Below are 11,563 nucleotides of genomic sequence, written 5' to 3'. Positions count from 1 at the left end.
GGGCCGTGGCGCTTTTCGACGGGAAGCAGTACCACGATACGCCGCGCGATGACGCGGCAGGAGGAGACATGAAGAAGATGATCGCGGCGGCGCTGATCGGCGCGCTGTGGGGGAGCGCGCACGCGCAGTCGAGCGTGACGCTGTTCGGCCGGATCGGCGGCGGCGTGCGCTGGGTCAACGGGCTGCCGGGCGGCAGCCAGGTCGGGTTCAACAACAACATCATCGCGGGCAACGAGTTCGGCATTCGCGGCAAGGAGGATCTGGGCGGCGGGTTGAAGGCGCTGTTCGTGCTCGATGGCGCGTTCAACAGCGGCACCGGTGCGCTGAAAACGTCCGGCACGCTGTTTTCGCAGGCCGCGTATGTCGGGCTGGCCGGCGATTTCGGCCGCCTGACGCTCGGCCGCCAGTTCAACGCCGCGGAGGATCTCGGCATCGCGCTCGATCCGCTCGGCGGGCGCGGGCAATCGCTCGCGGTCGAGCCGGGCGTGCTGTTCGACGGCAACTTCTTCACGCTCGACTCGCGTTTCAACAACACGATCAAGTATCTCGGGCAGGTGGGTGGCCTGCGGTTCGGCGCGAACTATTCGCCCGGCGGCGTCGCGGGCAGCTCGCATGCGGGCACCAGCTATTCGACGGCCGCGATGTACACCTATTCGGACCTGATGGGCGGCGTGTCGTATGCGAAGACGTACAGCCCGGACGGCTCGCAGTCGGCGCAGACGATCCAGGCGGGCGGCACGCTGCAGCTCGGCCGTGCGCGCTTCTACCTGAGCTACGCGTCGCTGAACGTGAGCGCGAACAAGGCTGGTGCGTCGTCGCGGCGTGACGATATCCCGTCGTTCGGCGTCGTCGTGCAGCCGCTGCCGTCGGTGCAGTTGAGCGCGGCCGCGTTCTACGACCGCGCGCGCAATCTCGGCAATGTGTCGGGCGCGGACGGTCACAAGCTGACGACCTACGCGATCGCCGAGTATTTCCTGTCGAAACGCACCGAGCTGTATGTCGAGGTCGACCGCAACGGGATGACCGGCGCGTACATGCGCGACCCGGCGACGATCGCGGCGCTGAACCTGCGGCGCGGTGCGAGCGCGACGACCGGTGTGTCGATCGGGCTGATGACGCAGTTCTGAGTGCCTTTCAACGATTTTTCAGGAGTGTGATTCGATCATGCGTACTTCATCCCGACTCGCTGCGGCGCTGCTGACGGCGGCATGCTGGACCGTCGCCGCCCACGCGCAATCCGATGCCGCGAGCGCGGCGGTCCCGGCATCGGCCGAGACAGCCGTGCAGGCATCGGCGCAGATACCTGCATCAACTGACCTGTCGCCGGCACAACGCAAGGCGGCCGACCGCAAGCTGAAACGCCGCGTCAGCACGGCGCTCGCGCGCACCAAGAACCTCAACGTCACGCGCATCCTCGTGCGGGTACGCGACGGCAGCGTGACGCTCAGCGGCTCGGTCACCGATACGAACCAGGTGAATCTCGCGGCGGCGGTTGCGCGGCGCGTCGACGGGGTCGCGTCGGTGTCGAACCTGCTGCGCATCGACGGCCAGCAGCCGTGATCGCCGGGCATACGGTCGTTTTCTTTCCACCACGAGACATGATTCGATGCGCATTCATCGACGCTTTACCGCGACCCGGCGCACTCGCCGGCTGGCCGACACCTTCATGCTGGCCGGCGGGCTCGCGCTCGCCGCGATCGCGCCCGCTGCGCCCGTCGCTACCGACGTCGTCACACCGGGCATGATGCAAGGCTTCCCGCCATCGGCCGACCAGGTCGTCAACAAGGCGAACGCATTCACGCCCGCACGCCTGCGCTGGGCGCTGAGCAACACGCGGCTGCTCGCGCCGACGGCCGGCATCCGGCACGCGGCCACGCCGATGCCGCTGCCCGAGCAGCCGGCATCCGGTCTCGACACGCTGCCCGTGACGATCGGCGGCGAGACGCTGGCGCTCGACGCATACCTGCGCGCAACGCATACGGACGGCTTCATCGTCGTGCAGCGCGGCCGGATCGTGTACGAGCGGTACTTCAATGGCTTCGGACCAGACCAGCCGCACGCGTGGGCGTCGATGACGAAATCGGTGACGGGCCTGCTGGCCGCGCAGACGATCGAGTCCGGCGTACTCGACGCGGGCGCGCCGCTGGCGCGCACGGTGCCGGAACTCGCCGACACGCCGTTCGGCAGCGCGACGCTGCAGCAGAACCTGGACATGGAAGTGCCGACCGCATACGCACCGGGCATCCCGCCCGATCTCGGCCTGTTCGGCGCGGTCGGGCTGGTGCCGCACCGTGAAGGCGCACCGGCCAGCATCGCCGACTTCCTGCTGACCGTGCAGCGTGTGCCGGACGTGGCGCCCGGCACCACGTGGTTCTACCAGAACGGTTCGCCGGAAGCCGTTGCGTGGGCGATGCAGCGCGCGACGGGGCAGTCGTGGAGTGCGCTGGTCGAGCGGTGGCTGTGGCGCGATTTCGCGGAAGACGATGCGTACGTCGTCGTCGACCGCAATGCGATGGCGATGGCGAGCGGCGGGCTGTACACGACGCTGCGCGATGCCGCGCGCTTTGCCGAGCGCGTGCGCACGGGGCTCGACGGCGCACGCGGCGCGTTGCCCGCCGCGACGATTCGGGCCGCACTGCAGCCCGCGCACAACGCGGCGCTGTTCGAGAAGGGCAATGTGATCGCGGGCAAGGACGGCTATGCGTATCGCGACTACTGGTACCAGGTGAACGACGGCGACGGTTCGTTCGCGGCGGCGGGGCGGTTCGGCCAGTCGATCCTCGTCGATCCGAAGCACGCGCTGACGATCGTGAAGTTCTCGTCGTCGCCGGACTTCGCGCCGCGCGCGCTCGATGCGCACGGCGAAGCGACACGGCCGCGCGCGGCGCTCGAACGCGGCGATGCGTTGAGCATGGTGGCGCGCGCGGTCGCCGTCCGGCTGCGCTAGCGCGCTGCAACTGCGGGGTGCCCGACGAGAGGGGCGGCGTTGCGTCGCCGCTCCTCGATCGCGTCGGCCATCGGGCCGACGTCGCGCTCCGGTAGCGCGATGGACGAGCCATCAGGGAAAACCGCATAGGCGCATCACGCGTCGCCGTTTCGTCAGCTTGCTTACGCGATCCATTCACGTCTGAGCAAAACGCGCCGCGTCCAGCGGACCTGCGCGCTTTCGTTTCTCTTGCAGGGGCGCACCGTCCCCGCTTATCTCCCCGCCATTCGATTTTCAACTGCTGGCCAGTTGAACATTTCATTTCTTGATGTGATTGCGGCTGGATACCATCCAGCAAATGTCTATACAACCCGATCGGCGCGTATGGGCAGGATCAAAAAAACACAACACATCGATGAACAGGTTTGGAGAAGAGGAGACGGAGATGGTGCGAATGAAGGGTGGGAAAACGGGCGCCGCAGGCGTGGGCGTGGCTGTCGCCATGCTGTTCGCCGGCGCTGCGCACGCGCAGTCGACGGTGACGCTGTACGGGATCGTCGACGCGGGTGTGACTTACACGAACAACGCGAAGGGCCATGCACTGTGGCAATTCACGGGCGGCAACGAATCGGGCCCGCGCTGGGGCTTGATCGGCACCGAGGATCTCGGCGGCGGCCTGAAGGCGAACTTCCGCCTCGAGAACGGCTTCAACGTCGCGAACGGCGCGCTCGGGCAGGGCGGCCGGATGTTCGGGCGGTCGGCGTGGGTCGGCCTGAGCGGCGCGAACTGGGGCGCGGTGACGCTCGGCCGCCAGTACAACTCGACGCAGGACATCCTCGGCTCGCTGCAGATGAGCAGCTTCCTTGCGCAGTACTCGACGCACCCGTTCGACAACGACGACATCAACAACACGTTCCGCACCAACAACGCGGTGAAGTACGTGTCGCCGACGATCGCGGGCCTGCAGGCGAACCTCGTGTACGGCTTCTCGAACTCGACCGGCTTCGCGAACGACAACAGCTGGAGCGCCGGCGTCACGTACGCGAATGGGCCACTCAACGCGGGCGCCGCGTATGCGCGTGTGAATCATCCGGCGGTCAGCGCGAGCGGCGCAGTTGCTTCGGATAACTACTATCCGGCGTCGGAATCGGTGTTCGGTGCGAGCCTCGGCAACGCGATCCGCCAGCAGATCTGGGGCGCGGGCGGCAGCTACGCGATCGGGCCGGCGACGCTCGGCCTGCTGTATACGGGCTCGAACTTCGGACAGGCAACGGGCGGCGCGCTGCGCTTCAACAACTACGAAGGCAGCCTGCGCTACATGGTGACGCCGGCGCTGATGGCCGCGGCCGGCTACACCTATACGCAGGTCGCGCGCGGCAGCGACAGCGGCCACTACCACCAGGTATCGGCCGGCGTGCAGTACCTGCTGTCCAAGCGCACCGACGTGTACGTGAACGGCTTCTACCAGAAGGCGTCGTCGGGTGTCGGCCAGGCATGGATCGACGGCACCGACAGTGCGTCGTCGACGACGTCGCAGGTGGCGGTGGTGGTCGGCATCCGCCAGAAGTTCTGATGTTCTGACGCATACGCGCGTCTTCCGGAGGAGGCACTCATGAAACTCAAACTGTTGCTGGCGGCGTTGCCGTTCGTCGGGATGTACGCGGGCGGCTCGCTTGCCGAGGTGCGGCCGATGCTGTTCGGGCTGCCGTTCCTGCTCGTGTGGAACCTGGTCTGGATGGCGGCCACCGCCGCGATCCTCGCGATCCTGTTCCATCTCGACGAACGCGCCGCAGCACGCGACGGCCGCCCGGGAGATGCGCGATGAACGCTTCGATCGTCATCATCGCGGCATTCGCCGTGTTCGCGCTCGCCATCGGCGTGATGGCGCGCCGCGGCCGCAAGCTCACGCTCGAGCAGTGGGCGGTCGGCGGGCGCGGCTTCGGCTCGCTGCTGACGTTCCTGCTGATGGCCGGCGAGGCATTCTCGACGTTCTCGTTCCTTGGCGCGAGCGGCTGGACCTACAGCAAGGGCGTGCCCGCGTTCTACATCCTGACCTACGGCTGTCTCGCGTGCGTGATCGGCTACTGGATGCTGCCCGCGATCTGGCGCCACGCGAAAGCGCGCGGGCTCGTGTCGTTCGCCGACTACTTCGCGTCGAAGTACGACAGCCGCGCGATCGGCGTGCTGGTGTCGGTCGTCGCGGTGTTCGCGATGGTGTCGCTGCTGATGATCCAGCTGCGCGGGCTCGGCGTGATCGTGTCGGAGATGTCGTACGGGCTGATTCCGCAGGCGGCCGCGATCTGGATCGCCGCGACGCTGATGGCCGTCTACATGGTCGTGTCGGGCATCCACGGCTCTGCAAACATCGCGATCGTCAAGGACGTGCTGATCCTCGGTATCGCGATCTTCCTCGGCCTGTACCTGCCGATCCACTACTACGGCGGCCTCGGCGCGATGTTCGCGAAGATCGACGCCGTGCATCCGGAACTGCTTCGGATGCCGGAACATGGCTTCAACCTGAGCTGGTACAACTCGACGATCCTGCTCACGTCGCTCGGCTACTACCTGTATCCGCACGGCTTCACCGCGATCTACGTCGCGAAGGACGAGCGCGCGCTGCGCCGCAACGTGATCCTGATGCCGCTGTACCAGGTGCTGATCGCGTTCCTGTTCCTGGTCGGCTTCGCGGCCGTGATGACCGTGCACGGGCTCGAAGGCGCGCAGACCGATCTCGCGCTGCTGCGGCTCGTGAAGCAGACGTTCCCCGCGTGGTTCGTCGGCATCGTCGGCGGCACGGGCCTGCTGACCGCGCTGGTGCCGGGTTCGCTGATCATGCTGAACGCGTCGACGACGATCGCGCGCAACATCTACCGCGAAGGCTTCGCGCCGAACGCGACCGACCGCGAGGTGACGCGCGTCGCGCGAATCGCGCTGCCGATCTTCACGCTGGTGGTCGTCTACTTCGTGCTGCGCGGCGGCGCGACGTTCGTCACGCTCGCGATCTTCTCGTCGAGCCTGCTCACACAGCTCGTGCCGATGCTCGCATCGAGCTTCCTGAAGCGGCCGTTCGGCACGCGTGAAGGTGCGTTCGCGGGCATCGCCGCCGGTGCGATCGTGATCGCGATGACGAACTACTATGGCGTGACGCTCGCGTCGCTGTTCCCCGGCGCGCCGAATACGCTGACGTCGATCAACCCCGGGCTTGTCGCGCTGGCGGTGAATGCGGTGGTGTTCATCGCGATCAGCGCGGGCCAGCGCAAGCTGAAGGCGCGTGTCGCGGCGCCGGTCGGTCCCGCGTGAGCGCTTGCGTGCAGGGCCGCTGGACGGCAACCCGATCAATCGAACTACAACAGGACACCATGCGATGACTACCGAGGACAAGCGAGAGGACAACCGTGAAGCGATCGACACGCTGATCGCGCATGGCTGCGTGATCACGATGGATCCGCAGCGGCGCGTGATCGAGAACGGCGCGGTCGCCGTGAAGGGCGATCGTATCGTCGCCGTGGGCGGCACCGATGAATTGCAGGCCCGCTACCGCGCCGCGCGCACGATCGACGCACGCCGCAAGGCCGTGCTGCCGGGCCTGATCGATGCGCACGCCCATGCGGGCCACGCGATGCTGCGCACGATCGGCGGCGCGGATGGCGATGCGTGGTCGGCCGCGGCCGAGACGATTTATACGCGCGCGTCGGACGAGGCGTTCTGGGAAACCGAATCGCATCTCGCGGCGCTCGAACGGCTGAAGGCCGGCGTGACGACCGGCGTGTCGCTGCTCGGCGGCGGCAATTCGATCATGCGCGTCGACGATCCGGTCTATGCGCGGCGTCATTGCGATGCGGTCGTGCGTACCGGCACGCGTTCGATCGTCGCGGTCGGCCCGTCGCGTCCGCCCGCGCCGCGTGCGTACACGCGCCACACGCCGGACGGCAGCGACACGCGCGACATCGATTTCGACACGATGTATGACGTGTGCGAGCGCATCATCGACGAATGCCACGGCGATGCCGACGGCCGGATCCGCATCGCGCTCACGCTGCCCGTGTACGGTCCCGAACACGATCCCGAGCTCGCGCAGTACGAACGCGACTTCCGCGACCAGGCCGCGCGCTACGGCGCGCTCGCGCGTGAGCGCGGGCTGACGTTCACGCAGGACGGCCACCGCGCGGGCACGCTCGCGTTCGCGCATCGCGAGCTCGGGCTGCTTGGCCCGACGTCGTTCATGTCGCACAGCATCGACCTGACCGACGACGACATCGCGGCGTGCGTCGAGACGGGCACCGCGATCGTCCACAACCCGAGCGCGATCATGTCGATCATCGGGCGCTGCCCGGTACCCGAGCTGATCGAGGCGGGCGTGACGGTGGCGATCGCGTCGGACGGCGCGGCGCCCGATCGCGGCTACGACATGTTCCGCCACATGTGGCAATGCATGCATTACCACCGTCGGCATTTCCGCGACCCGGACGTGCTGCCGCACGGCAAGGTGCTGGAGATGGTGACGATCGACGCGGCGAAGGCGCTGTCGGTCGATCATGAGGTCGGTTCGCTCGAAGCCGGCAAGCTCGCCGACCTCATCCTCGTCGACCTGTTCCGGCCGCACATGATGCCGATGAACATGCCCGTATATCGCGTGACGTGTTTCGCGAATGCGGCCGACGTGTGCATGACGATGGTTGGCGGAAGGGTGCTGATGGAGGACCGGCGCGTGTTGTCGGTCGATGAGGAGGAGATTCTCGAACGGGTGAACGAAGTCGCGGCGATCACGATCGAGCGCGGCGGGTTGCGTCATTTGCTCGACGAACCGAAGACGCTGTGGGGGCGTAGCCGCTATTGATTAACAAAAGTTGACGCGACGGGCAGAACTCTTTTCGGTGTTACGGCGACTAAGGAGTCGCCATATTGACAGGAGTGGATATATGAACTTGAGGATTCCTCTCGCCGCTGCCGCGCTGATCCTCGCCCAGGCCGCATGGGCCGCGGGCCCCGCGCCCACGAAAACATGGACGATGAGTGCAATCCCCGGCGATCGCGCGGCGAGCGACGCGTTCACCGCAATGAAGAAAGGTCACGCAGTGCCGGCATGGGTGACGAACGGCACCGAATCTCCGGGAACCACCGTCGTGTTCGGCGGGCACGACGTCTACGTGATGACTGCCTGCAAGCCGCACAACTGCGGCTCGGAGCGCATCGCGGTGCTGTACGATCCGCAGAAGAAGGTGATGTACGGCGTGCTGTCCGTCGCAGGTCCGAAGGAGGGTGCCGAGAAGCTGACTTGGCTCAATATCGGCGGCGGTAGCGAATCGATCGACGGACGGACGATTCTGTATGCGGCACTGACGGGCAGCCTCGAGAACCACCCTGAAGCGTTCAATTACAAGTGACGCCGGCCGATTGACGGCCTGTCATGCATCAATCGCCATCGTTATGCGGCCGGGCTGGCCGAAGCGAAGCAGGGGCATCGCGCACTCGTGCGCGGCGCCCTTTTTTGCTGGCGTGGCTCGGTCGGCATGCAGCAGCGAAGGTCAGCGCCGGTAGATGAATTCCAGATCGGTCGCCTCACCGACCTTGAAATCGTACGTGCCGACGCGCTTGAACCCGGCCTTCTCGTAGAAGGCGATGGCCTTCGCGTTGCCGGACCACACGCCCAGCCATACCGGGCCGGGGCGTTCCGTTGCCAGATAATCCAGTGCGGAGTCGAACAACGCGCGTCCTGCGCCGGTCCCTTGCGTACCTCGGCGAAGGTAGATCTGATGGATCTCCCCCGAACCGTCGGCCACGTCCGGGTGCGGGAGCTTGCATGGCCCCGCGTGCGCATACCCCACCAGATGGCCGTCGTCGCTTTCGGCGACCCACGTGCGGCACTCGGGATCGTTGAGCTGGCCGGTGATCGTTTCTACCGAGTAGGTCTGGGTCTCGTAGGCGGCCAGATCGTGCTGCGGGTAGTCGATGTTGAATCCGTCATGCAGAAAGGTTTCGCGAAACGTGTCGCGCTTCAATTCGGCAAGCGGGATGGCATCGGACGGGGTGGCAACGCGGATCAACATGGAGGATGGCTTGATTCGTGGGTCGGGCAGACAGTTTATCCCGGGTGACGAGCGGCTTGCGAGCACCTGGTTGACCTGCGTGCGAGCCGTGCCGGGGGCGCGTGCGCCCGAACCTGATCAATCGCAACGCAATCGTGCCGATGCCGGTGGTTGACCGCCGACGGACATGCTAGGATTTCCGACAAACAACTTCGGAGACTGCCATGCCGTTCATCTGCGAAAACGTTGCATGTCGCGCCGTGCTGGCTCGCGGGCAGGTCAGGCCCCATCAAGAGGACTCGGGGTGGTGCTTCTACTGCCCGGACTGCAATACCAGGAACGAGTTGATGTATGTCGACGTGGCCGGTGGCGCCGTCGAGCTGGTTCAGCCGGAGCGAGCCAGCCCGCCGCACAAGGTGGTTGCAACGGCCCGACCGCTGCAGGATGGCAAATACGCCGCGCAGTTGAGCGTTCAGCGGGCGCTCGCCGTGAAGGGAACGTATGCGGCCGAAGAACACTGGGACGAGCTCGGTGTGTTCGGTGACGCGCAGGAAGCCGTCGCGCACGCGAACTCTTTCGCCACCGATCTGTTGCAGCGAGCGGCGTAGTCGCGCCGTTCGATGCCGGCGGGCCATGCCTGTCGCGATCGCTCGCGACATGCGTCATGGCTTGTCCAGCACGGCGATACAGTCGATTTCCACGAGAAAGTCGGGATGCGGCAATGACGCCACGATAGCGGTACTTCGGGCCGGGAATTTCCCGGCCTGGAAGTATCCCGCGTAAATGCGGTTCATCTCCTTGAAGTCTTCGCGCCGCACCAGCATCACATCCACCTTCACCACGCGATCCCATCCCGTGCCCGCGGCCTTGAGGATGCCCGTGACGTTCTCCATCGCCTGGTTCATCTGCTTGGTGAAGTCACCGACGGCGAGCTTGCCGTTCCGGTCGTAAGCGGGAATCCCCGAAACGAACAGAAGATTGCCGGCCTTGACGGCCGGGGCGAGCGGCACGGGGATCGCGTACTGATCGGGGGCCTGCACATATTCCAGCGGTGTCCGGGCGGAAGCGGCCTGCTGACCCATGGGGGGCGTGCAGCCGCATAGAAGGAGGCCGGCTCCGATGAATCCGGCAACAAGGCAGCGCGTTCGCATCGTGTTTTCTCCCGGGATCGGTTCTGTGCGCGATCCGGCAGTGGGGACGCTGCGCGACAGCGGATCGTGAACTCTTCCAGACAGTTTAGGAAATCGAAGCACGAACGGTTAGGCGGCCCGCGCAGGATGGCGTCGTAGCGCGAAGCGCGGATGGCGAACGCTTCGTTTGTCCTACGAAAAAGCCGGCTGGCGAGCGGCGTCGACGGGGCGCGTAAGTGACGAAGGGGCGTCGTGCATTTACGCACGACGCCCCTTCGCGTTTTCCGCTTTCGCCCGTCAGTTATAGATATCGAACGAGAAGTATTTCTTCGCGATCTGCTGGTACGTCCCGTCCTGGATCAGGCTCGCGAGTGCCTGGTTGATCTGCGTGCGCAGCGCGTCGTCGTCCTTGCGCACGCCGATCGCCGACCCCACGCCGAGCGTCTTCGGATCGTGCAGCGGCGGCCCCGCGAACGCGAAATTCGCGCCCTTCGCGGTTTTCAGGAAACCGAGGTCGGCCTGCACCGACGATTGCAGCGATGCGTCGAGCCGCCCCGACAGCAGGTCCTGGTAGACGAGATCCTGCGTCTGGTACGTGCGGACGATCACGCCCTTCGGCTCCCAGTAGGTGCGCGCATACGTCTCCTGCGTCGAGCCCTGCTCGACACCGACGCTCTTGCCCTGCAGCGATTCGGGCGTCGGCTGCAGGTTCGCGCCGCGCCGCGCGACGAGGCGCGGCGGCACGTTGTTGATCTTGTCCGTGAACGCGATTTGCGCGAGGCGCTTCTCGGTCACGCTCATCGACGACAGCACGCCGTCGAACTTGCGCGCCTTCAGCGCCGGGATCATCCCGTCGAAGGCGTTCTCGACCCACACGCAGCGCACCTTCATTCGTTCGCAGATCGCGTTGCCGAGATCGATGTCGAAGCCGATGAGCTTGCCGTCGGGCGCGAGCGATTCGAATGGCGCATAGCTGGGGTCGACGCCGAGGCGCAGGACCGCCGGGTCCTTCGCGGCGGCGACGCTCGCCGTCAGCGCGAGCGCAACGGCCAGAACGAGCTTTTTCATGACTGTCTCCATTTTCGATCTTCGATCGATGTTGTTTGTCGTAATGCGAATCAGCGGCCGTCGGGCGTGACTACCCGCGCCCGGCCATGCGCGGGCGGCTGGACTGCGCGCCGAAAGTGGTCGGCGAACAGTCCGGATTCGAAAGGGGGCTTTAGCGGGCGGCGCCGGTGATGTGAACCATGCTGGGCCGGTAGCCGGCAGGCGAGAACGCGGTGTTCAGCGCGGCCATCGCGGCGATCACGCCGAGATGCATCCACCACGCGATCGCGAAGCCGCCGCCTGCGTCGCGCAGCCAGCCGATCATCCAGGGGCTCGCCGCGACGGTCAGGAAGCCGATGCCCTGCACGAACGCGGCGAGCGCGCCTGCGAGCCGTGCATCGGGCAGGTGGTCGAGCGTGACGATCAGGCTCATC

At 66.2% G+C, this 11,563-nt stretch carries 12 protein-coding genes and 1 pseudogene; 9 read left to right on the top strand and 4 right to left on the bottom strand.

Annotation, left to right across the window (positions count from 1 at the left end; all coding sequences use genetic code 11):
- Positions 1-68: 68 nt before the first annotated feature.
- From JYJ84_RS17340 to JYJ84_RS17305, 8 genes are all read left to right on the top strand, one after another.
- The gene (locus tag JYJ84_RS17340) at positions 69-1,127 is read left to right on the top strand and encodes a porin (RefSeq protein WP_175219439.1); all 1,059 of its coding nucleotides are present in this window, start codon (positions 69-71) and stop codon (positions 1,125-1,127) included.
- 37 nt (positions 1,128-1,164) lie between these two features.
- Entirely contained in the window at positions 1,165-1,560 is a 396-nt protein-coding gene (locus JYJ84_RS17335) for a BON domain-containing protein (protein WP_175219441.1), read from the top strand.
- A 46-nt stretch (positions 1,561-1,606) separates the two neighbouring features.
- Positions 1,607-2,947 (top strand): serine hydrolase, encoded by a 1,341-nt coding sequence (locus JYJ84_RS17330; protein WP_175219443.1) that lies wholly within the window; start codon positions 1,607-1,609, stop codon positions 2,945-2,947.
- Between the two features lie 424 nt (positions 2,948-3,371).
- On the top strand, positions 3,372-4,499 hold the full coding sequence (locus JYJ84_RS17325; RefSeq protein WP_122948975.1) for a porin: 1,128 nt from the start codon (positions 3,372-3,374) through the stop codon (positions 4,497-4,499).
- A gap of 39 nt (positions 4,500-4,538) precedes the next feature.
- Positions 4,539-4,751, top strand: a complete 213-nt coding sequence (locus tag JYJ84_RS17320) for a DUF3311 domain-containing protein (protein ID WP_122948976.1) — start codon at positions 4,539-4,541, stop codon at positions 4,749-4,751.
- Positions 4,748-6,226 (top strand): sodium:solute symporter, encoded by a 1,479-nt coding sequence (locus JYJ84_RS17315; protein ID WP_175219445.1) that lies wholly within the window; start codon positions 4,748-4,750, stop codon positions 6,224-6,226. The genes JYJ84_RS17320 and JYJ84_RS17315 overlap by 4 nt, the downstream gene beginning before the upstream one ends.
- A gap of 64 nt (positions 6,227-6,290) precedes the next feature.
- Positions 6,291-7,763: an amidohydrolase family protein gene (locus JYJ84_RS17310; RefSeq protein WP_122948978.1), complete on the top strand. Its 1,473-nt coding sequence runs from the start codon at positions 6,291-6,293 to the stop codon at positions 7,761-7,763.
- A gap of 82 nt (positions 7,764-7,845) precedes the next feature.
- On the top strand, positions 7,846-8,310 hold the full coding sequence (locus JYJ84_RS17305; protein WP_175219447.1) for an Ivy family C-type lysozyme inhibitor: 465 nt from the start codon (positions 7,846-7,848) through the stop codon (positions 8,308-8,310).
- A 141-nt stretch (positions 8,311-8,451) separates the two neighbouring features.
- Here the strand turns inward: JYJ84_RS17305 and JYJ84_RS17300 are convergent, their stop codons facing one another.
- Positions 8,452-8,973, bottom strand: coding sequence for a GNAT family N-acetyltransferase (locus tag JYJ84_RS17300; RefSeq protein ID WP_175219449.1), 522 nt, complete (start codon positions 8,971-8,973; stop codon positions 8,452-8,454).
- A gap of 203 nt (positions 8,974-9,176) precedes the next feature.
- On the opposite strand from JYJ84_RS17300, the gene JYJ84_RS17295 reads away from it, so the two are divergent.
- Entirely contained in the window at positions 9,177-9,560 is a 384-nt protein-coding gene (locus tag JYJ84_RS17295; protein ID WP_122948981.1) for a hypothetical protein, read from the top strand.
- 54 nt (positions 9,561-9,614) lie between these two features.
- On the opposite strand, the gene JYJ84_RS17290 is transcribed toward JYJ84_RS17295, so the two are convergent.
- The 3 genes and pseudogenes from JYJ84_RS17290 to JYJ84_RS17280 form a co-directional block, all read right to left on the bottom strand.
- Entirely contained in the window at positions 9,615-10,034 is a 420-nt protein-coding gene (locus JYJ84_RS17290) for a RidA family protein (RefSeq protein ID WP_226214390.1), read from the bottom strand.
- A 345-nt stretch (positions 10,035-10,379) separates the two neighbouring features.
- On the bottom strand, positions 10,380-11,150 hold the full coding sequence (locus JYJ84_RS17285) for an ABC transporter substrate-binding protein (RefSeq protein WP_175219451.1): 771 nt from the start codon (positions 11,148-11,150) through the stop codon (positions 10,380-10,382).
- 151 nt (positions 11,151-11,301) lie between these two features.
- Positions 11,302-11,563, bottom strand: a pseudogene (locus tag JYJ84_RS17280) (MFS transporter); the annotation flags it as partial.

The organism is Burkholderia sp. LMG 13014, assembly GCF_905232215.1.
In the GTDB taxonomy this organism is placed as follows: domain Bacteria; phylum Pseudomonadota; class Gammaproteobacteria; order Burkholderiales; family Burkholderiaceae; genus Burkholderia.
The sequence above is the reverse complement of the archived record's forward strand: the minus strand, read 5'-3'. Positions and strand labels throughout refer to the sequence as shown.